Source organism: bacterium, assembly GCA_037127815.1.
Classification (GTDB): Bacteria; Patescibacteriota; Minisyncoccia; order Phycocordibacterales; family CAIZLB01; genus CAIJKW01.
Map to the genome: position 1 here is coordinate 251,600 of JBAXXP010000001.1, position 23,090 is coordinate 274,689.

The 23,090-nt window shown below is 37.7% G+C and carries 11 protein-coding genes, 1 tRNA gene, 3 rRNA genes and 1 pseudogene; all 16 read left to right on the plus strand.

The features are described from left to right. Nucleotides 1-621 precede the first annotated feature (621 nt). The 16 genes and pseudogenes from WCQ00_01400 to WCQ00_01475 all read left to right on the plus strand — a co-directional run bounded on the left by WCQ00_01400 (nt 622) and on the right by WCQ00_01475 (nt 23,072). On the plus strand, nt 622-2,466 hold the full coding sequence (locus tag WCQ00_01400) for a peptidoglycan-binding domain-containing protein (GenBank protein MEI6042205.1): 1,845 nt from the start codon (nt 622-624) through the stop codon (nt 2,464-2,466). Between the two features lie 656 nt (nt 2,467-3,122). Then, the gene (locus WCQ00_01405) at nt 3,123-6,713 is read left to right on the plus strand and encodes a hypothetical protein (protein MEI6042206.1); all 3,591 of its coding nucleotides are present in this window, start codon (nt 3,123-3,125) and stop codon (nt 6,711-6,713) included. Between the two features lie 72 nt (nt 6,714-6,785). Continuing rightward, nucleotides 6,786-7,424: an NYN domain-containing protein gene (locus WCQ00_01410; protein ID MEI6042207.1), complete on the plus strand. Its 639-nt coding sequence runs from the start codon at nt 6,786-6,788 to the stop codon at nt 7,422-7,424. Between the two features lie 442 nt (nt 7,425-7,866). Beyond that, entirely contained in the window at nt 7,867-8,361 is a 495-nt protein-coding gene (rplJ, locus tag WCQ00_01415) for a 50S ribosomal protein L10 (protein ID MEI6042208.1), read from the plus strand. 192 nt (nt 8,362-8,553) lie between these two features. After that, a pseudogene (gene rplL / locus WCQ00_01420) lies at nt 8,554-8,898 on the plus strand (50S ribosomal protein L7/L12). Nucleotides 8,899-9,058: 160 nt separating this feature from the next. After that, a complete protein-coding gene (locus WCQ00_01425) occupies nt 9,059-9,637 on the plus strand; it encodes a hypothetical protein (protein ID MEI6042209.1) in 579 nt (192 codons plus the stop codon). Nucleotides 9,638-9,861: 224 nt separating this feature from the next. Continuing rightward, a complete protein-coding gene (locus WCQ00_01430) occupies nt 9,862-10,554 on the plus strand; it encodes a hypothetical protein (protein ID MEI6042210.1) in 693 nt (230 codons plus the stop codon). Between the two features lie 575 nt (nt 10,555-11,129). Next, nucleotides 11,130-14,882 (plus strand): 23S ribosomal RNA (locus tag WCQ00_01435). A 106-nt stretch (nt 14,883-14,988) separates the two neighbouring features. Then, nucleotides 14,989-15,097, plus strand: a 5S ribosomal RNA gene (gene rrf, locus WCQ00_01440). 238 nt (nt 15,098-15,335) lie between these two features. Next, nucleotides 15,336-16,091: a hypothetical protein gene (locus WCQ00_01445; GenBank protein MEI6042211.1), complete on the plus strand. Its 756-nt coding sequence runs from the start codon at nt 15,336-15,338 to the stop codon at nt 16,089-16,091. A 48-nt stretch (nt 16,092-16,139) separates the two neighbouring features. Then, on the plus strand, nt 16,140-17,282 hold the full coding sequence (rodA, locus tag WCQ00_01450) for a rod shape-determining protein RodA (protein MEI6042212.1): 1,143 nt from the start codon (nt 16,140-16,142) through the stop codon (nt 17,280-17,282). Nucleotides 17,283-17,421: 139 nt separating this feature from the next. Further along, nucleotides 17,422-18,921, plus strand: a complete 1,500-nt coding sequence (secD, locus tag WCQ00_01455; protein ID MEI6042213.1) for a protein translocase subunit SecD — start codon at nt 17,422-17,424, stop codon at nt 18,919-18,921. A gap of 23 nt (nt 18,922-18,944) precedes the next feature. Next, nucleotides 18,945-19,925 carry a protein translocase subunit SecF gene (gene secF, locus WCQ00_01460; GenBank protein ID MEI6042214.1) on the plus strand — a complete coding sequence of 327 codons (981 nt, stop codon included), beginning with the start codon at nt 18,945-18,947 and terminating at the stop codon, nt 19,923-19,925. Nucleotides 19,926-20,066: 141 nt separating this feature from the next. Beyond that, nucleotides 20,067-20,789: a hypothetical protein gene (locus tag WCQ00_01465; protein MEI6042215.1), complete on the plus strand. Its 723-nt coding sequence runs from the start codon at nt 20,067-20,069 to the stop codon at nt 20,787-20,789. 380 nt (nt 20,790-21,169) lie between these two features. After that, nucleotides 21,170-22,649 (plus strand): 16S ribosomal RNA (locus WCQ00_01470). Nucleotides 22,650-22,998: 349 nt separating this feature from the next. Continuing rightward, a tRNA-Ile gene (locus WCQ00_01475) sits at nt 22,999-23,072 on the plus strand. Nucleotides 23,073-23,090: the final 18 nt, after the last annotated feature.

A 23,090-nucleotide genomic window follows, 5' to 3' on the forward strand; every position in this document is an offset into this window, starting at 1 on the left:
CTTTAATTAAAAAGCCCAAATAGAATTTGACTACATTTGATAACTGTTGACTAAAGGCCTGTTTTTCTGTAATATTATGCACTGTACACCGTCATTATGTGTACAGGTTGAGTTTTAGGCCTTTTTATGACATTTTGTTGTAAAATAAGGCTCTAAAAGCTATAATTGAAATACCTGGAACTTTGACAATTAAATAGATAGTTCCTCATAAACAGTAATTCTGCCAATTATCTGCCAATTCAGTACTCAGAACCCCAACTAGTTATGTGCTTCCACCTTATCTCAAGTCGACCCGTTTTATCTATTATTGATGGATTAAACCGTTAACATTGCATAAAAAGGAAATTGAGATGGGGAAGTAAACGTGATCTCTTGATTATGCATTTATTATGTGTAATTAAGTGATCACAAAATTCCTGTTATTCCGTTGACTGTATACAGTCAACAAATGTGAACCCATAAAGGCGCTTAATTTAATAGCAATAAGAAGCTGTAAAATTAAGTTTCTCTACGGGTTCACATAGTTAGTATTAAAAACCCGAGGATATTCTATTCCACACATTAATAATTTTAAAAGTTAAGTGGATGAAAATATCTTTAATAAATTTTATAAAAATTCATATGAAAAGATTCTCAACAATATTAATGTTGGCTCTTGCATTTGCTTTTGCTATTACAGCATCAGCTGCATCAGACACATTTACAAAGACTCTTAAGAAGGGTTCATCAGGTGCTGAGGTAGTTGCACTTCAAACTCTTCTAGAATCAAAGTCTCTACTTACAATGCCTGCAGGTGTTGCTAAGGGATACTTTGGTGCATTAACAGTGTCAGCTGTAAAGGCATACCAAGCTTCAAAGGGTATTGCTACAGTTGGACAAGTTGGTCCAGCTACTCGTTTGGCATTGAATGCTGAAGGAGCAGTTGTTTCAACAGGAGCAACAGCAACAGGAACAACAGCAACAGCTGCTACAACTGGAATCACAACTCCTGGAGTTGAAGGAATCCTTTCTGTAACTTCTGGACCTATTACAACATCAGTTGCAAACATCGGACAGAAGATGGTTCCTATATTAGCAGTTAGAGCTCAAGCTCAAAACTCTGATATAGCAATCCAAAGAATTACTCTTAATCTAGGAACTGATACAAAGGTATACAATAAGGTATACTCAGCTCTATATGTTATGAATGGTTCAACTGTACTTGCTACTATCCCATTGAATTCAACAACAGTTGTACAAAATGGTTCAAGTTATGTTGTTAACGCAACAGGCTTCAATGTAATTGTTGCAAAGAACACTTACAAAGATATAACAATTGCAGCAGACCTTTATGGTGCAACTTCTCTAACATTGCCAACAACACAAACAATCTCAGTTGGTCTTAATGGAGTTCGTGGAGTTGATGGTGCTGGAATCGTACAATACGGTCCTGACAACAGTATAAACGGATCAATCACAATTAATTCAAGTTTGACTGATAACGCACAAGCAAATGTTTCTACAGATCCATCATCCGCACAAACAAACCTAGTTCCAGTTACTGACACAACAAATGGTCAATACCTAGGACTTCCAGTTCTTACTTTTGCAGTTAATGCTCAAAATGACACATTGCATATTCGTAATCTAAAGGTAAACTTTGCAGTTGCTACATCTTCAGTTACACCTGCAACAGCTAGAGCAAGTGTTGCTTACCTATACCAAGGAGCAACAATGGTTCAATCAGCTTCAATCGTTTATACAAGTGGTACATCAGCATCTGCTACATTCAGTAACATAATTAATGGAACAGCTGGAGCTTCAATCCCATTGAATACAACAGTTCCTTATACAGTTAAGGTTGATGTTTCAGGGGTTACAGCTGGTACACTTGCTGTCACAGCTACTCTTGATACTTCATCAGCTACAACATTCTTGAATTCTCAAGATGGTTCAGTTGCTGATAGTACACAAGGTGTAAATGCTAGAGTATTCGGTAGTGCAATTAGCTTTACACAAACTGTAGCCGGAAACGGACCTGCATTTGCATTAGCTTCAGCTCCTACATTGACAAAGGTTAATACAACAGCCGGAGGAGCAACAACAACACAAATGACATATACAGCACAATACTTGTTGAATGTTACTGCTGTTGGAACAGACCTACATATCGGTCTTGCAGCTTCAGGAACAGCTGCTGCATTTGGAACAGCTTCTACATCAGTTAGAACTTACGTTGGAGGTATTGCAACAACTACAGACTACAGTCTAGCAGTTAACTACAGTAAGCCAACAGGTACAACTGATGAAACTAATGGATTCATAATCGCAAGAGGACAAACAATACAAGTTCCAGTTACTTACACATTTGTTGTAACTAACCCAGGATCAAGTACATTCTCTCTAGGATTATCAGGAATCAAGGTTAATGGAACAGTTCAAAACTTCATGGATGGCCTAACAAACTGGAGAACAAACGTTATTTAATCAAGCCTAGGTTTGGTTGGAGATACGCTTAGTTAATCTAAGTTAGTAACAAAAAACACCCCGAAAGGGGTGTTTTTTGTTTTGTTCGGTTTTTTAAAATTTTTATTAGTTTTATGAGTATGTAATTAATACGACATAGGTATTTTAGTTTGATTCACCTCAACCATTAGAAACTATGAAATAGCTGCTATTTTCACTAGTGATATTGTTAAGGTTCTACATGGTAGGTCTTGAAAGATTTTCTGAATCGGTACTGGAATACCTAAAGCCTATAGCAATTTGGTCTGATATTGCCTGGTATAATATAGGTAATTTTTTGCTTGGATGCCTTCCAGCTTTTACAATTGTTTATATTCTAGGGTACGCTGTTGTTACTTGCATAATGCTTTCAAATATTGATTTTAAAGCCTGAATGAAGATGGCAAAAATGCTAATGATTCTAGTTGACATCAAATATGAATTTTGATTAGAATATTGCTAGCCAAAACCAGCAGTATTTTTATGCTATAATTTAAATAATGTTTGATAAAACTTCTTTTCAATTAATAGTCGGATTTCTTTCAATACTTTTAGTTGGTTTTATTGTGTTTATTTCTTCGGCAAATCTTTAGAATTTCTTTATAGAAAACTCATGTCTCTTGTTCATACTAGGGGGTATGAATAAAAAATATAGTGTTATGGTTAAATTAGTTTTTCTAATTTTATTGTGTTTAGTAATTATCAGAATTGTCATGGGCGGAAATAGGGTAGAGGCCTCGGCTGAGGTGGAAGTATTAGCTTTAAAGCCTGTTAAAATAATTGATGGAGCAGTGCCAATAACTGGTAATGAGTTTTGGTCAGCGGATTATGATTATAAAATTTCATCTCAACTTACAATCACATCAAGTTCATCACTTAGTATAGAAAATGGGGCTAGAATATTAATAATTGATAATGGAGGTTTTGTTATAAACAATGGTGCGGTTTTGAATATTGGTTCATCTGTCAGTGACTTTATCCTTCCTCAACCGCAGTCATCATCTCAAGCAAGACCTATAGATTTTCTTGCAGGGGTAAATAATTCTTCAGGAGGAACAATACTTCTTGCTCTTGCTGACGGAGTTTTTGCCTCATCTGTATATAAATCCTCAAATATATTAAATACTAAAATAGAAATATCTGGTTCAGGCTATAATCATGTTTTTGCATTAAATGGTGGAGCTATCTTGAATGCTAGAAAAGTAGATATTAGTGGTGTGCAAAACACTGGTGCTCAAAATGGTGTTTATAATGACATTAAAAGAACTATTTTTGGCTCATATACGGGTTCTAAGCTTAATTTATTTGAGGTAAATGTTAATAATATTAGAGCCTTTAATTATGGTGTTTTTTATGCAGGTGGGGGAAGTAGAACAGTAATATATAAATCAAACATTAATGGCTTTGTAGGGCAGACTTTTGCTGGCTTATACAACGGAGTAACAATGAATGTTTTTGATACAAAGATAAACAATTCAGTGGTAGACAAAGTATTTAATGTTTCATCGTTGAGTACATTAAATTTTCAAAAGTCTGCGGTCTCAGCAACTCAAATAAATATATTATCATCGAGCTCTGGAACATGTATTACAGGCTTTGGAGGTACTACTGTAAATGTGTCAGACTCAGATATCGGACCATGCTTTATGGGTTTTAGTTTCTATGGAACGGGTAACTTTAAAGTAAATAAAAATAATCTTACCGGTAATGGAGATGCAGTAATAAATTTTAGTACAGGCGTTGATGTTAGTAATAATTGGTGGGGAAGTGCTACAGGTCCAAAGCCCGCTGATTTATCAAGCTTGGATCCTAATGGATACTCCACAGCAGATTACATAAGGGTAATCGCAAATCAAAATGCAATACATGATTTCAAAGGTACTGTAACGTCAACACCTTTTGCTTCCGCGCCATTCAGAGATTCTTTATGTTGTTCAAGCGTTCTCTTTATCCCCGGAATTCAAGCCAGTAGATTATATAAAAAAGGATTACTGGGAATGGAAAATCAATTATGGGAACCAAATAGAAATAAGGACGTTGAATCTCTGTTTTTAAACTCCGTTGGAAAGTCTGTTAATTCCAATATTTATACAATGGATATAATTACAAAGACAAACTTTCTTGGACCTTTGGGGTCTTTAGATATATATCAAAGTGTGATTGATGTGCTATCTAAAGAAAAAACTGATGGAAATATATCTGATTTTCAAACACTTGCATATGATTGGAGGTTCCTACCTTCAAATATTCTCTCTGGTGGAATTAAAACGGATTCATATACTCTAATGTTGAAAGATAAGATTAAGGAAATGGCAAAAAAGTCTACATCAGGGAAGATAATAATTGTTGCCCATAGCTATGGCGGGCTTTTGGCAAAGGCTTTAGTTGAGGAATTAGAAAAGGAAGGATTAGACGATAAAATTGAGTCTGTGGTATTGGTTGCTGTGCCTGAATATGGTACCCCTCAATCAATACCTGCAATATTTTATGGCGACAATGAAGACCTCTTGGGTGGGCTTATACTAAGTAAATCAACTGCGGTGTCACTTGCTAAGAACATGCCCTCAGCACACCTTCTATTGCCATCCCCGGCCTATTTTACTCATGCAGACGGTATATATGATCAACAAAATATAATTAATTTAGATACCTGGACAGCCAATCATTTTAAACTTGGATTAACAAAATACGACTCATTTCCTAGGGTGGCAGATTTTCTTAAAAATATGAAAATTGCATCTACTGATGGCATGAATGCTGCTATTTTTGATACGGCAGGGTCGGAACATGATTTAATTGATAATTATTCCTCAGGCTTGTCTTCAAAGACTTATTCTATTGTTGGTGTTGGAATTCCAACTCTCTCCGGAATGACCTATGTTAAACCAAAGTGTAGAGGTTTTTTCTTTTGTGCACCAATCGGAAATAACCTTCCTGATTTTACAAGAAAATATTCTCTAATGGGTGATGGTGTTGTGATTGCACATAATTTTGCATCAAGAACGGGATCTGTTTTTGCGGTGGATATTGGCAAAGAAAATGAAGTCAAAAAAACTGCTCCACTATTTTTTAGGGAGGATGCGATATCTCATAAGGATATTTTTAGGTCATCAGGTGTTAAGGATATTCTGCATGCTATTTTAAGTAGATCAAAAAAGGAATCTGAGATGGTGAATTCTTTTGGGCAATTGCAAAATCCGTACGTATCGTATGTTTCTGGGTTATTATCTAAGCCAGGTCCGATACTTGGAAGTTATGGTAATTCATCTATACTTTCTGGAATTTCAAAAATCGCAGAAGATGCAACTGACGCTGATTTCACTCAAAGATTTAAGAACAGCAAGATTTTGATTGTAGAAGCATATGGTCCGCTGGTTCTGAAAACTAATTTTAAAAATATTAGCGATTTGCAAAGTTTACCATTTGAACAACTAGGTCTACAGAATAGAATTATAAATTCAACAAAATATTCTGATAACAATAAGACTGGGCTTGTATCGGTTGTTTCCTGTGTCTATTCTAATTGTGAAGGTACTGCGGATAGTTTCTTTAAAGCAAATGTTTATGGACAGGGAGGGGGAGTGGGAACTGCACAAATCGTTCTTAAGATTGATAATAAGGAAATTATATATCCAAATATTTCTGTGACGCCATCAACGGGCGTTAAAATTGATTATTCTACAACAACAATTTCTATAGATAATAACGCTGATGGAACAGCCGATAAAACAATTGTTCCAATTCAAATAAACATAGGTACATCTACGGATTCAGATACTGCCACAAGCTCAAAGACTGTGGAGGACCTTTTTGCGGAGGCTAGAGCAAAACTGCTTTCGTTCGGATTAGACACAGGTCCAGGTGCGAGCTCAAGTTCAAGTACAGTCTCAATTAGTATAGGAACCACTTCTACGTATCTAATCTCCAAATACATAGATAAATTAGATGTTGCTGAAAGAAAATACCAGAAGGCGGGAATTTTGCAGTCTCTAAACATCCTTAAACCTTTCTATAATAACTTGGAATTAAATATGGGTGTGATTTCAAATTATATTAATACATACAATAAAGAACAGGGTTTTTATTCTCTTAATAATTTCTCTACTGGTAACAAAAGGATTGTGTTTTTGACTCAAAGGCAAAAGCAAATGAGAGAAGAGATTCTTGCATACACAGAAATATATTCAGTGTTCACAGAGTTAATTCAAGGGTTGGGGGAGGGGTTATAGAAATGAAGTGCTGGTCAACCTAAATAAATAAACTTAATCCCGAACAAACTAACTATAACAAATAAAATAAGTATGATAACCTACGCTTATATAGATGCTTCAAACCTATTTTACGGTGGTAAAAAAACTTTAGGATGGAGTATTGATTATGAAAAATTAATAAAATATTTAAAATTTAGATTTGACGCATCTAATGTGTATTATTTTGGTGGAATAGAAATTAGTGGTTATAAATTTGATTACATGATTAATGATACAGTAGATTTGAATGCTCTGAAATTACATCTATTGGAACGTATTGATAGTTACAAGAAAGACACACTAGACAAAGTCGTTGTAGGCCTTAATCATCATCTAAAACAAGTCCGTTTTTATCAAAAATTAGAGAAATTTGGATATCAGCTTTTTCTAAAGCCTGTAAAGATATATACGGATGATGCCGGCAATAAAAAACGGAAAGCAAATTGCGACGTTGAAATGACATTTTATCTAATGCATCACAAAAGCGAATTTGAAAGAATTGTTATTTTGTCGGGTGATGGAGACTTTTTGTCTGTATTAAAGTATTTGAGAAATATTGAAAATAAAGAAATTTTCATACTCGCTAGCGGGTCAAGAACATCAATGGAAATCAGGAGGTTTGTTGGAAATAAGTTCACAGACATACTTAATTTAAAAGATTGTATAGAAATATCAGAAGAACATATCTAATAATTTAAGAGAGGCACCCCTTTTTAGGATACCTCTCGCGTGTGTTGTGATAAATTATACCAGAATCGACACCTGCGTCAACTTGATTTTTGGAGCTTTGGTGTTGGAATAGAGATGTCTTTGCTTGATTTTTCACACACAGTAATGTACTATCCACCTAAGACTTCAGATACCGTAGGTGATTTATAAGCTTATCAATATAAACTTATAAATCATAAACCCTGCGCAGAGGTTGAGAAATAAGGGTAGATTTGCTTAATCGCAAAATTAAACCTCATTTTTCAAACACTCCTAACCCTGAAGTCCAGCGCAAAAAGCCTGTTGAAAGTACTAAATGTACAAACAATAAGCCAAAAGCACTGGATTTTTGTGTTTAGTCAAAGTCATTCGGTCGAACGGTTAAGTTTCAAATTACAAAATAAAACGCATTGCGTTCATTGATATGCCTATACAAAGAGCAAAAAAAGAAGAAATAGTTTCAAAGGTTAAGGATATTATCGATTCATCAAACAGTATGGTTTTTGTGAACTTTCACAAACTTCCAGTTACTCAAACAGGTGAGGTAAGACGTGAACTTCGTTCACATGAACTTGGATACTATGTAGCAAAGAAAACGCTTGTTAAAAAAGCTCTTTCAGACGCTGGTATCAAAGGGGAACTTCCTCCACTTGAAGGTGAATTAGCATTGGTATATGGTACAGATCTTTTAGCACCAGCTAGAGAAATCTTTGCTTTCCAAAAGAAAATGGATAAGAAAATCTCAATTATGGGAGGTGTATTTGAAGGAGTATATAAGTCAAAGGAAGAAATGGAGTCAATCGCTTCAATTCCTTCAAGAGACGGACTATTGTCTATGTTCCTTAATGTCATCAACTCTCCAATTCAAGGTTTTGTTGTCGCATTAAATGCTATAGCAGATAAGATAGATTCAAAATAAGTTAGAAAAGTTAAAATTAAAAATAATTAATATAAATATATGGATGAATTAAACACAACAACTCCTGCTGACGTTACAACTGACGTTGTAGCTGACACAGCAGTAGAGACAGTAGCTGAAGTTAAGGCCGAGGCTAAGTCAGACAAAGCAGAAGTAGTAGCTGAGGTTGCTGTACCTGCACATTACAAGGCCCTTGTTGAATCAATAGAGAAAATGACAGTTCTAGAACTGCATGACCTTGTTAAATTCCTAGAGAAGAGATTTGGAGTATCTGCAGCAGCGGTTTCTGTAGCAGGTCCTGCAGCAGGCCCAGCAGCTGAAGAGAAAACATCTTTCGATGTTAATCTTAAGGATGCCGGAGCAAACAAGATTTCTATCATTAAGGTAGTTAAGGAAGTTCTAGGTCTTGGTCTTAAAGAGGCAAAGGATCTAGTTGACGCTGCTCCTTCAACAATCAAGGCTGGAATGAAGAAGGAAGATGCTGATGCTCTTAAGAAGCAAATCGAGGATGCTGGTGGAACTGTAGAGCTTAAATAAGCCTGGAGTACACAGTACGATTTACAAAGACACCCAAAGGTAACCCCCGAGGGTGTTTTTGTTTGCCTTAAAATTGCACCGTTAAATAATGTTGTTTTGAAATCAGAAGGTGCCAGCTAGCACTGTTGTCTTATATACTGTACTTTGCTACAGTATATACATGGATTATCTAGAAAAAATCTTCGGTGGCGCTCCAAGAGTTAAGCTTATGCGATTATTTTTGTTTAATGAGACTACTGCATTTCTTCCAACAGAAATTTTTGCAAGAACAAAAGTTGAGGCAACTCGCGCTAGAAAGGAATTAACATTTTTACTTAAGGTTGGTTTAGTTAAAAAAATAAATAGAAGTAATGGAAAGGTGGTTTGGTCTATAAATGAAAAGTTTCCTTATCTTGTCGAGTTCCAACGACTACTCCTTCAAACAAGTTTGATTACTCCACAATCGATCCTTAAAAAATTATCTAAAATTGGTAAATTAAAACTGGTGGTTCTCTCGGGTCTTTTTAAGGAACAAACAGATAGCAGATTAGATATTTTAATTGTCGCAGACAATGCAAAGAAAGGATCTACGGAATCTATTATGTCCAATATTGAAGCTGAGGTTGGAAAAGAAATCCGCTTTGCAGTACTTAATAGCGTTGATTTGAAATATAGATTAGGAGTAGGGGACAGATTGGTGAGAGATGTTTTGGACTACCCTCATGAAGTTGTTTTGGATAAGCTGAATCTATTTAGATAGTTTCGTAAAAAAACCAAAGATAGAGGTGCTCAAGAATGATATTTAAAAACAGACATCCCAGTGTCTGTTTTTTGTATATATTTGCAATTTAAATTATTGTTCGTGGTATAATATTACGTAAGGGTTGTCGCCCTTTTATTAAAATAAATATTTTTCATTATGTAATTATTTATCACATTTGATTAATAATTCGAAAGAATTTATATTTTTTACAATTTATATATATGATTCAATTACAAACTTGGGGAAGCGCAGTAAGAGATGTTTGGGTAAATACTGCATCTAACGTTATTTATGTTCTATTGAACATCCTTGTTGCAATACTAATTTTTTCAGCTGGATGGATTGCTGCAGATTTTGTTGGAAAGATTGTAGGCAAGATTATTGGAAAGCTGAAATTGGACAGATTTTTTAAGGAAATTGGACTAGAGAAAATTCTTGAAAAAGGCAATATCAGATTAAATACAGCTGGATTTGTAGAGGGAGCAATCAAGTGGTTTGTTATAGCTCTGTTCTTTATGGCCGCATTACAAGTCCTGGGATTAGATGCTGTTGCTGGCTTTATACAAACAGTTTTGGTCGGATATCTTCCAAAGGTGTTGATAGCCGTTCTGATTATGTTGGTTTCCCTTATTTTCGGGGAGGTTATTGAGAAGCTCGTGGTAGCTGTTTCATCAGCTGGACACCTTAATTCATCAAAGGCTTTGGGTGCATTGTCTAAATGGGCAATAGTAATTTTTGCAGTCCTTGCTTCATTGGTAGAGTTGGATATTGCTCCAAGTCTAATTCAAATTCTATTTATTGGTATCGTATCAGCACTATCTCTAGCATTTGGGCTGGCCTTTGGTCTTGGGGGAAGAGATCATGCTTCAAAGACTATAGAAAGTGTATGGGAAATGGTTTCAAGGAAAAAGTAGTCCTCAAGCTTCAGTCTGAACAAAATGCACCCTTTAAAATGGGTGTATTTTTATGCCTATTCCACGAAAGAAGGGTATCCCCAGAAAATAAAAAAAACGACCCCCAAAATAGCTTTTTATATAGCCGTATAATTAATGTATCCCCCAAAAGGCTTGTAGTTGACAATGAAACCTCTTTGAGTATAATTACGACACCTGAATATGTTAATCGTCTTAAGAGCGCAAATCGTAATGATGCCTACAAAATAGGCTTATTATGAAAGACCGCTCTCTTGAAACGAGAGCGGTCTTTCATTTTGAAAAATCGCTCAACTTCAAGAAACGACGAACTCAGCATTCCTGAAATTTGAAAATTAAATTCTGTACCAGTTTTAGTGGATAACATTCATGTAGTTTAGGCCATGTGGCCGATGCTACCTGATACGTATTCTGTTTGGTCTTTTCAATACTGGAGACAGAGCTCCATGAAGTACTACTTTAAGGGTAATGCTGCATGGGGTCGTTATCGTACTTACTCTCAAGGAGTATGATAACAAAACAGGTAACAAACAAAAGTGATTGTGGTCTTTTTATTTCCTAATAGGAAATATAAGGGCGTATGGTGGATGCCTTGACACAACATAGCGATGAAGGACGCAGCATGGCGGCGATACGCTTCGGGGAGGTGCCTAGCAACCTTTGATCCGGAGATTTCCGAATGGGGAAACCCAAGAGACTTGATCTCTTATCTTACTTTTAAGTAAGGTGCGCACCCAGTGAAGTAAAACATTCTAGTAACTGGAGGAAAAGAAAACAAGTACGTAAGTACACAATTTCGTAAATAGCGGCGAGCGAAAACGAAATAGCCCAAACCAGACTTCCACATTGGGGATGACATTTTATCGGTTCTTTAATTTATTAGGGAACTATCATTATGCTGTCTCCTATGTGGCAGTCTGGGGTTGTAAGATAATAATAGGATATTTATATCCAAAGAGTTACAAAATTTTTTGTTAACAGAACGCGTTGGGAAGCGCGACCAAAGAGGGTGACAGTCCCGTATGTGAAAATAAAAAATCTCTTCTTTATTACTCTTGAGTACCCCGAGACACGAGTGGCTCGGGGGAATCCAGCAGAACTAACTGCTAAGGCTAAATATATGTTGTGATCGATAGTGAACAAGTACCGTGAGGGAAAGGTGAAAAGCAGTCCGATGAGGACAGTGAAATAGACCTGAAACCATATGCCTACAAGGAGTCAGAGCGGACGTATTTATACGATCCGTCATGGCGTGCCTATTGAAGAATGAGCCAACGAGTTAATATGTATTGCTCGGCTAAATCCGCGAGGATGGAGCCATAGGGAAACCGAGTATTAATAGTGCGTCCGTATTACATATTAGACCCGAAGCCAATGCGAGCTATCCCTGGTCAGGCTGAACTTTGTCGAAAGACAAAGGGAGGGCCGAACCCGTATGTCGTTCAACTCATTGGGATGAACTGGGGATAGAAGTGAAAAGCTAATCGAGCTTGGTAATAGCTGGTTCTCTCCGAAATAGCTTTTGGGTTAGCGTCGTGTGTTCCTCTTGGGGGTAGAGCACTGGAAGGACTCGACAGGGAGAAATCTCGCGAGTCCTATCAAACTCCGAATACCAAGAACTAAAGCACGGCAGTTAGTCCGTGGGGGCTAAGCTCCACAGGACAAAAGGGAAACAGCCCTAGATCCATATTTAAGGTCCCTAAATCTATACTAAGTGCACTTAAGGTGGTGGAATTTCTGAGACAATGAGGAGGTTTGCTTAGAAGCAGCAATCCTTGAAAGATAGCGTAATAGCTCACTCATCGAGAGATTCTGCGCCGCAGATTCGCGGGGCTAAAGTATAGTACCGAAACTTGGGGTGTCCTACTGCTTCGGCGGTAGGGCGCGGTAGGAGAGTGTTCTTGTCTGCGATGAAGGGGAAGAGGTGACTCACCCTGGAGCGTCAAGAAGTAAGAATGTTGGCACAAGTAACCACAATCGGAGTGAAAAACTCCGACGCCGAAAGAACAAGGTTTCCTTCGCAATGATTGTCATCGAAGGGTTAGTCGGGCCTAAGGGGATGGTGAGAACCGAACCCGACGGACACATGGTTAATATTCCATGACTTCTGTATACAGTGATGAAATGACGGAGTGTAGTATGAACAGCGCATAATCGGATTTGTGTCCATGCTTTAAGGAAGTTCTCTAGGTAAGTCCGGAGAGCTGATTTTAATATCAATTCCAAATAGAGTGGAGACGTTAGGGGTTCGCCTCTAAATAATTGTTCAAAGCACGCTTCCAAGAAAATTTTCTAAACTTATGTATGCGGAAACCGTACCGAAAACCGACACAGGTGTTCAGGTCGAGTAGACCAAGGCGAACGGGTGAGAGGTCTTCAAGGAACTCGGCAAAAAAGCAGCCGTAACTTCGGAATAAGGCTCGCCCTCCCTAAAAAGAGGGTTGCAACAAAAGTATCCCTGGCAACTGTTTATCAAAAACACAGCTCCCTGCGAACTCGTAAGAGTATGTATAGGGGGTGACACCTGACCGATGCCAGAAGGTTAAACGTTGAGGGTACTATCGCAAGGTAGTGCTGATTGATGTAAGCCCTGGTGAATGTCGGCCGTAACTATAACGGTCCTAAGGTTCAGCATTTGTTTTTATTAATGAATGCTGAAGAACTAGGACTGTTCATAGATGTGTTGATAAATAATGAAGAACCAAAGAATGCAAAGGAAAATTAGAGCTGCCTGTTTCAGTAAAATGAAGCGTTCAGACTGACTATATGCTGGTAAATCTGTGTGTGAAAAACACTGTAGTATCTAACACTACTAAGTTATAAAATTCGAAAGAAAATTATTTCAAGTAAAAATGTGATTAGTGCAGACGATCAGCAGGAAAGACTAAAAAGTAATTTTTAGAATCCTCAGAAACCAAACGTCAGACTAAATAGTAATATTTAGAAGATAGAGTTCGATCTTTATAGCGATATAAAGTTAACATAAATTAGCGAAATTCCTTGTCAGGTAAGTTCTGACGCGCACGAATGGTGTAATGACTGGGGAACTGTCTCGAAGACCCGCCCGGTGAAAATGCAATGGAGGTGAAGATGCCTCCTACCTGCAGCTAGACGAAAAGACCCCAGAAGCTTCACTGCAACTTGATATTGATTGTATGTTTTTACTGCGTAGAATAGATGGGAGAGGTTGAGATCCTGATTTCGGTTAGGGTGGACTCGTCAGTGAAATACCATTCTTTAAAAATATACATTCTAACCTCGACGGAAAAAACGTCGAGAGACAGTATCTGGTGGGCAGTTTTAGTGGGGCGCTATCCTCGAGGGTTTAAATTAATTTTTGAATCCTCGAACTATGGCGCCTCCAGAGATTTGTCATCTCGAAACAAATAAAAAAGGGGGACTGTAATAAGTAATTATTATTAGAAAAGTTAGTTATATGCTGGAAAATCTGTGTCTTCAATGACTTAGAATGCAAGCTACCTATTAATTTAGGTAACAATGTTTGCATGCAGACTATCAGCAGGAAAGATTTCTATCACAAAAAGTAAAATTGATGTAATAGAGAAATCCTCAGAGACTATACGCTAACCGTCCAGTAAAATGGATGATGATATAGTCCGATCTTTATAGCGATATAAAGCTTACTGAAAAGTAAGGCTTAGTAAAATAAGTAACATAAATGCCTAAAAAGTAACGGAGGAGTCTATTAAGGTCAGCTAGGCGCGAATGGAAACCGTGCCGATAGTGCAATGGCATAAGCTGGCTTGACTGTGAGGCGTAAGTGCCAAACAGACGCGAAAGCGGAGCATAGTGAACCGAGGGTCCGCATTAGATGCGGCCAAAGATTATCTGACAAAAGCTACTCTGGGGATAACAGGCTGGTTGTGCCTAAGCGTCCATAGCGACGGCACAGTTCGGCACCTCGATGTCGGCTCGACTTATCCTGGGGGTGAAGAAGCTCCCAAGGGTATGGCTGTTCGCCATTTAAAAAGTCACGCGAGCTGGGTTCAGACCGTCGTAAGACAGGTTGGTCTCCTATCTGCTGCAGGCGTTGATACTTGAGAGGAACTGCCCCTAGTACGAGAGGACCGGGGTGGACTGATCTCTGGTGTACCAGTTGTCTTGCCAAAGGCATCGCTGGGTAGCTATATCGGGAATGGATAAGCTCTGAAAGCATCTAAGAGCGAAGCCAACCTCAAGATAAGGTATCGTTTGAGATCCGTGAGAGATTATCACGTTGATAGGCACTAAGTATAAGCATAGTAATATGTTCAGCTGAGGTGTACTAATAAATCGATTCTTATTAGGAAATATGAAGATTCACGATCACTTTTGTTTGTGACCTAAATTACAAAATAATAATTCTGCAAGTTTTATTATAGAACCATGAAAAGACCTTTAAATTGACCGTTTCGTTCTGGTGACTCGTCGGAGGGGCCACACCTGATCTCATTCCGAACTCAGAAGTTAAGACCTCCAGAGGCGATGATACTCACTTGTTGGGGAAAGTAGCTCGTCGCCAGAACATAGCGGTTAATTTAAATATTAAAAGAACTAGCCCATGAAATGAAAATTTTGTGGGTGTTTTTTTGTATTAATTTTGTATTTCTTCTGTATTGCTTTGTTGCTCATCTCAAAAAGATAAACACAAGCTATTTAGAGACTAGTGAGTTGCAACGAACTGAGAGGATTTTCAGCAGAAAATCATCGTACTCTAAATAGCTTGTGTTTATCTTTGTTACTAACTCTGCTAGAATGTATTTATGAACTGGTCTATTCAAAAACAACTTATTTACGGTATTACATTTGTAATGATTTTATCAGCACTAATTGGCTTACCATTGTATTTTAACTTCTTTAATAAGTCACCAACTTGTTTTGATAATAAGCGGAATCAGGATGAGACTGGAGTTGACTGTGGAGGTATTTGTACAAAGGCCTGCACAGCAGATGTAATTGGAACACCGTTGCTTTTGTGGTCTAGAGCTTTTACAATTGCTAATGGAAAAAATAATTTAGTTGCGTATCTTCAAAATCCAAATCTAAATTACATTTCAGAGCCTTTTTCTTATGTATTTAATGTTTTTGATGATAACAATATTTTACTTGGAACAAGGGAGGGTGTTGTAAGTGCTACGAATGAGAAAAATTTTGTTGTCTTTGAACAAGCTTTTGATGCTGGGCAAAGAAAAATTGGTAAGGTTATTTTTGAGATAACATCTCCTGTTACATGGATCAGAAAACCATCAGAAAAGGCAAAGGTCACAGTATCATCGGATCAAATAATTTCTGTAGCTGGTATACCAACATTGACTTCAACGATTACTAATACAACAGTAAAAACGTACACTAATTTTTATGTTGTCGCAATTGTATATGATGTAGATGGAAATGCTAAGGTGGTATCAAGAACATTAGTCGATGAATTGAGAGGAAACGGAAAGGCTGATGTTGTGTTTACGTGGCCATATCTAACAGATTTAAAGTATTCTAAAATAGAACTGTTGCCAAAGATCTAGTTTTCAAACTTATAGAAATTAAATATTCTACAAATAACCTTTATTAAAATGATTGTGATAGATGAAATATTATCCTCAAAGAAAAAATGGCGCCCAGATCTCTATATTTTAGGCGCTGTATTGCCAATATTAGGAGCGGGGCTTATAACAATGAAATCTTTTGTTGGCAGCAGTGATTATTTTGGTAGACAATTAGTTTGGATAATTGTTGCGTTAATGGCTTTTTTTGTATCAAGTAAAATAGATTTTAGAGTATTAAAGCGAACTTCAGTAATTGTTGTTTTATACGGCTTGTCTACATTAATGCTTGTTGCGCTGTTTGTTTTTGGATCTATTTCAAACGGAGCAAAAAGTTGGATAAATGTTGGGCTTTTTTCTATTCAACCATCTGATCCCGCAAAATTAATTCTAATATTGCTACTAGCTAAGTATTTTTCTAGACGTCATATGGAAATTGCAAATATACGCCATATAATTGTTTCTGGGGCCTATACTTTTATTGTTTTCATTTTGGTGGCACTGCATCCAGACTTAGGTTCTGCTATTACAATTTTTGCAATTTGGTTTGGAATGGTTCTATTTTCTGGTATTTCAAAGAAACACCTCGCTATAGTTTTTTTAAGTGGTTCATTGGTATTTTTTGGGGCTTGGAATCTGGTTTTCAAGGAGTATCAAAAAAATAGAATCATTAACTTCATCACTCCCTCGGCTGATGTTAGGGGTAGTGGATATAATGCAAGACAAGCGATGATAACCGTTGGTTCTGGTGAATTATTTGGGCGTGGAATTGGCTATGGTACTCAATCAAGACTACAGTTCCTTCCTGAATATCAAACAGACTTTGTTTTTGCAGCTTTTGCAGAAGAATGGGGTTTTGTAGGTGTAATAATTCTAATGAGTTTATTTGCATTAATTATTGCCAGAATTTTATATATAGCTTCAAAAGGGGAGACAAACTTTGAGATATTATTTGGGGTTGGGCTCGCTATATTCTTTATGTCGCACTTAATAATTAATATAGGAATGAACATTGGCCTCATGCCGGTAACTGGTATTCCAGTTCCATTTATGAGTTATGGTGGGTCTCACTTGGTTACAGAATTTGTTGGTTTAGGTCTTTTGATGTCCATGAGGAAGTATTCTAGGCCTATACATAAGGACAGAACCAATAATGAGTTTCTGGGATACTAGGCTTTCTGCTTTTTTTGTGTTCCATATCAATCTGTTCTTTACAGAGCTTTTGTTTTTATAATATATTTTATAACACTTCTATTGGCATAATGTACACCCTTGTCACAATTCTTTAAGTGAGTATAATTGGCGTTATCATATGAAAAAAGTCAGAATTAGCGCAATCTTACTGCTTATCTTCGGATTCGCAGTACTAGGATTTGATTATTATTCACAAGTTCCGGGCCAAGGATTTATTTCTAATTTTCCTTTTAAACTTGGCTTAGATCTTAGCGGTGGATCACACTTGGTTTATCAAGCAGACCTTCAAAAATCTGGCTCCGTTGGGGGTGTTAAGGATGTTGATGGAGCAATGGAAAGTCTAAGGGGGGTTATTGAATCAAGAATTAACGCCTTTGGAGTTTCAGAGCCTATCATTCAAACAGAAAAATCTACAATTAACGGGCAAGAAGTTCGTAAATTAGTTGTAGAGCTTCCTGGTGTAACAGACCTGAAGAGTGCTATTGATACAATAGGAAAGACTCCAGTTCTTGAATTTAAGATTCAAAAAGAGGGGGTGGGAGAAGCTGATCTTACAAAAGCTACAGAGCTACAAAAAGCCCTTAACGAGCTATCTACATCATCTAGCGCTTCAGCTGTAGCTTCAGCAAATGCTGTTGATGCAACAAGCTCATTAATTTCACTATTAACATCAACAAGTACAAATAACCAAACAGCTAAAGCAACATCAACTGTTGCTGCTACAGTAGACTATTCAAAGCTATATGATGACGTTGGACTAACAGGTCAATACCTTAAATCAGCGCAAGTACAATTTGATACAAACACAAGACAACCTCTTGTTGCAATTTCTTTTGATGAAACAGGAAAGGCAAAGTTTGCAGAGGTTACTGGAAAAAACATCGGAAAGATTTTAGCTATTTTCCTAGACGGAAAGCCAATTTCTACTCCAGTAATTAGAGATCAAATCAAGGATGGAAGCGCTGTGATTTCAGGAAACTTTACTCCAGAGGAGGCAAAGTCACTTGCTAGAGACCTAAGATATGGTGCTCTACCTGTTCCTATAACACTTATTGGAACTCAATCAATTGGTGCTTCTCTTGGTGAAAACGCACTTAAGGCTAGTGTTGATGCAGGACTTTGGGGATTCCTTATTATCGCAATATTCCTATTGCTATGGTATAGACTTCCTGGTCTTGTAGCTATTGTTTCATTATCAATGTATACAATATTCATGCTAGCAATATTTAAGATGATTCCGGTTGTTCTAACTTCAGCTGGACTTGCTGCCTTTATTCTATCTATTGGTATGGCGGTTGATGGAAATATTCTAATCTTTGAAAGAATGAGAGAAGAACTTGCAAAAGGCCACTCTCTTGAAGATGGTATAAGAGAAGGTTTTGCGCGCGCATGGCTTTCAATTAGAGATTCAAACTTATCAAGTATTATTACTGCTGTTATTCTTTATTTCTTTGCAACATCTGCATTAATTAAAGGTTTTGCATTAGTATTCTTAATTGGTGTGTTGGTTTCAATGTTTACAGCTATTACAATTTCAAGAACTTTCCTTCTTGCACTTGGTGTTAAGAAACACAAGGGAATTGTAAAGTTTTTATTCAGTAATGGCCTAAGACGCTAATTTAAAAGACTAAAAATAATATTATGTTTGTAGTTAAATACAGAAAAATTTTTTACACGTTATCAATACTCCTAGTATTATTCTCTATATTTTCAATTTCAAAATATGGACTAAATTACGGAATTGATTTCAAAGGTGGTTCAATTATTGAAGTTGAATACAAGGGCGCAAAACCATCTCATGATGAGATTACATCAATTGTTAAAAATGCTGGTGTCACAAGTGAAATAGTTGTAAGACCAACGGGGGATATGGGTTATATTATTAGAACTGCCGATTTAGCATCTAGTACAATTGATTCAGTTACAGCGAGTCTAAAGACTGGAGTTGCTGGAACATCAACAGCCACAACTTCTGCTGTTGCCGCTTTTTCAGATTCAAATAACTCTGGTGTAGCAACATCAACAGCCATTAAAGGAGAAATAAAAAGAATGGATACAGTAGGACCGATTCTTGGTCAAGAGCTTCAATCAAAGGCTTGGACTTCAATTCTTTTTGTTATACTTGCGATTGTTTTGTTCATCACATTTGCATTTAGACATGTTTCAAAGCCTGTCTCATCATGGAAATATGGGCTGTCAGCCGTTATTGCACTTGCTCATGACGTATTGGTTCCAACTGGAATCTACGTGTTCCTAGGAAGGAATGGAGGCTTTGAAATCGACGCACTCTTTGTCACTGCTATTCTTGTTATACTTGGATTCTCAGTTCACGATACAATTGTTGTGTTTGATAGAACAAGAGAGAACCTAAAGCTAGATGATCATCATAAGGATGCATTTGATAAAACTGTTGGAAAGAGTATTAGTCAAACATTCACTAGATCTATAAACACTTCATTGGTTACAGTGCTAGCGTTGGTTGCTCTATATATCTTTGGGGCTGAGGCAACTAGAAACTTCTCATTGATATTGATTATTGGTATTGTTTTGGGAACATACTCATCAGTATTTCTAGGATCTCCACTTTTGGTTACTTTTTGGAAGGGACAAAAGAATAACTAGTCTATTGAGCATGGGGCATTAGATTGCGGTCAGGTAATAGATTAGAAGACAAACTGAGGTCAGACAATAGAAGATATGGTATAATCGTAAACATCAAACAATTAGTTTGGTGTTTATTGTTTTAATTTAACTAAAGTACCGATGAATAAAATATCAGTTAAGATCTCATGGAAATCCGGTTTAGAGACATTCAAGAAAAATTGGCAAATTCTAATATATGCAGTAGCTGTACCGTTCCTTGTTGGTGTGGTTATGGACGAAGCTTTTAAAATTAATGATATGAAGAAGTTGGTAACTGAGTCTTTATATCCCTTGTTTGGGACTAAGGCTTTATACCCCTTAATGCTGCTTATTTTATACTATGTAGTCAAGTTTTTGATGCAGGTATTATTTAATGCAGGTCAAACAAAGATAAAACTAGATTCTATTGAAGGCAGTGAGACAAAATTTTCTGACCTATTCAATTCCCAGGGTGTATATTTGAGACTTATAGCTGTCACCGTGATTTATTCGCTTGCAGTCCTAGGGGGTATGATATTATTGATTATTCCGGGAATATACATAGCTATAAGATATTGTTTTGCTTCCACATTGATTGTAGACAAGAAGATGGGGATAGGGGAGGCTTTTGCTAAATCAAGAGCGATGACTGAGGGGAAAATGGTGGAATTATTTCTGTTTTTCATATTGTCTGGCCTCCTAGTTCTATCTGGTCTAATTGCCTTGGGAGTCGGAATTGTTGTAACCTTTATAATCTTTGAGCTAGCATTCCTTCATTTATATAAATCTCTACTTAATCAATCTGAAGAGCAAGTGAGTGGTGGTCAAATGGAAATCGAGGAAATTTCAACTTTAGAGCAGTAATTATCTCGTAAAATTAGGTAAAATTATAAGAATTAGAAAATTGGTAGATTTTAAATTGAAAAAAGTGGAAAAAATTAGGTCATTCCATCTTTAAAATATCGTTATTTGTAGGGCTATAAGTGATATTTTAGGCTTAAAAAAAGGTTCTACATAAAGTCCATCCAAAAAGACTTGACGGCAAGCGTTTTATGGCTATAATTACGACCACGCCACTGATGATTTTCACAAATCATTTGATTAAATCGCAGGGGGCCGTCCTAGGAATCTCCCAGGAATATTGAGTTAGGTAAAACTAATAAAATATTTCAGGCATTTCTAAAGACATCTTTGACAACTAAATGACAACCAACAAACGTCCTTTTTTTTGTTCTGTTTGAGTTTAATTTTAGAGTTTGATCCTAGCTCAGGATGAACGCTGGCGACGTGGATAAGGCATGCAAGTCAAACGGGAAGTTTTGCGATTACATCAAGACTCTTCCAGTGGCGAACGAGGTAGTAACACGTAGGTACGCACCCTTTAGTCGGGAATAACTCATCGAAAGATGAGCTAATACCCGATAGTCTCTTAGGAGTAAAGTTTTTCGCTAAAGGAGCGGCCTGCGGGATATCAGCTAGTTGGTAGTGTAAAAGACTACCAAGGCTATGACGTCTAGGGGAGGTGAGAGCCTGACCCCCACCGATGGAACTGAGACACGGTCCATACACCTACGGGTGGCTGCAGTCGAGAATCTTCCGCAATGGGCGAAAGCCTGACGGAGCGACGTCGCGTGATTGATGAAGTCCTTCGGGATGTAAAGATCTTTTGTGAGGGAGAAAGTAATTGATAGTACCTCAAGAATAAGGGGTTGCTAAACTCGTGCCAGCAGCAGCGGTAATACGAGTGCCCCAAGCGTTATCCGGAATTATTGGGTGTAAAGGGTTCGTAGGTGGTCTTATTAGTCTTATGTTAAAGCCTGGAGCTTAACTCCAGAAGTGCGTAGGAAACGGTAAGACTAGAGGGTGTGAGAGGTCTGTGGAACTCATGGTGTAGGGGTGAAATCCGTTGATATCATGGGGAACACCAAAAGCGAAGGCAGCAGACTGGCACATTCCTGACACTGAGGAACGAAAGCGTGGGTAGCGAATGGGATTAGATACCCCAGTAGTCCACGCCCTAAACGATGTTCATTTGCTTTTCGGAGTATCGACCCTCTGAGAGGCGTAGCTAACGCGTTAAATGAACCACCTGGGTAGTACGACCGCAAGGTTAAAACTCAAAGGAATAGACGGGGACTTGCACAAGTAGTGGATTATGTGGTTTAATTCGATGTCAAACGAAGAACCTCACCAGGGCTGGAAATTTAATTGAAAGCTCCCAGAAACGGGAGCCCTCGCAAGACAATTAGACAGGTGCTGCATGGTCGTCGTCAGCTCGTGGTTTGAACTGTTCCCTTCAGTGGGGTAACGAGCGCAACCCTCGTCGTGTGTTACAAGTGTCACACGAGACTGCCCCCTCTCGGGGGAGGAAGGTGAGGATGACGCCAGATCAGCATGGCCCTTTGATGCCCTGGGCTACACACATAATACAATCGCCACTACAACACGACGCAATACCGCGAGGTGGAGCAAATCGTTATAAAAGTGGCGCCAGTTCGGATTGAAGTCTGCAACTCGACTTCATGAAGTTGGAATTACTAGTAATCGCAGGTCAGACATACTGCGGTGAATACGTTCTCAAGTCTTGTACTCACCGCCCGTCAACTCAAGGGAGATGGGAGTACCCGAAGTCTCGCCTAGTGCGGGCCTACGGTAAGTTCATCGACAGGGAGTAAGTCGTAACAAGGCACGGCTAGCGGAAGCTGGTCGTGGAACAATTCAATTTGAAAAATGCGTACATGAATTTCATGTATTAGCTGAATACGGTTGATCGAACTTAATTTATTAAGCTCAATGAGATTATGCCTCGAGAATGCATAAGGAAGGTATAACCTAAATATACTGCCTCCTGGGAACAAGGCCAGGCCAAACAGAACAATAATAAGGACGGTTGAGGTTGTCATTTAGTCGCCAAAGTACATATTTTATATGATAAAAGTACTCCGCAAGCGGGGTTTTTTTATTGCTTTGTTTTTCTTAAAATAGTCTTTAAAATAGACTTGTTTTTAATGGGATAATTTGATACATTATAAACCACAAACAGCAAAGGTTTGACAAGTCTGTTTGTAAGAATGCGTGTGTAGCTCAGCTGGTTAGAGCACTTCACTGATAATGAAGAGGCCGCAGGTTCGAGTCCTGCCACACGCACAAAGTAAGTCTCAAGTT

Coding starts and splice junctions, on each gene's coding strand:
- WCQ00_01425 (MEI6042209.1), top strand. CDS start 9,059: ATGGATTATCTAGAAAAAATCTTCGGTGGCGCTCCAAGAGTTAAGCTT.
- WCQ00_01410 (MEI6042207.1), top strand. CDS start 6,786: ATGATAACCTACGCTTATATAGATGCTTCAAACCTATTTTACGGTGGT.
- WCQ00_01445 (MEI6042211.1), top strand. CDS start 15,336: ATGAACTGGTCTATTCAAAAACAACTTATTTACGGTATTACATTTGTA.
- WCQ00_01405 (MEI6042206.1), top strand. CDS start 3,123: ATGAATAAAAAATATAGTGTTATGGTTAAATTAGTTTTTCTAATTTTA.
- WCQ00_01400 (MEI6042205.1), top strand. CDS start 622: ATGAAAAGATTCTCAACAATATTAATGTTGGCTCTTGCATTTGCTTTT.
- rplJ (MEI6042208.1), top strand. CDS start 7,867: ATGCCTATACAAAGAGCAAAAAAAGAAGAAATAGTTTCAAAGGTTAAG.
- secF (MEI6042214.1), top strand. CDS start 18,945: ATGTTTGTAGTTAAATACAGAAAAATTTTTTACACGTTATCAATACTC.
- secD (MEI6042213.1), top strand. CDS start 17,422: ATGAAAAAAGTCAGAATTAGCGCAATCTTACTGCTTATCTTCGGATTC.
- WCQ00_01430 (MEI6042210.1), top strand. CDS start 9,862: ATGATTCAATTACAAACTTGGGGAAGCGCAGTAAGAGATGTTTGGGTA.
- WCQ00_01465 (MEI6042215.1), top strand. CDS start 20,067: ATGAATAAAATATCAGTTAAGATCTCATGGAAATCCGGTTTAGAGACA.
- rodA (MEI6042212.1), top strand. CDS start 16,140: ATGATTGTGATAGATGAAATATTATCCTCAAAGAAAAAATGGCGCCCA.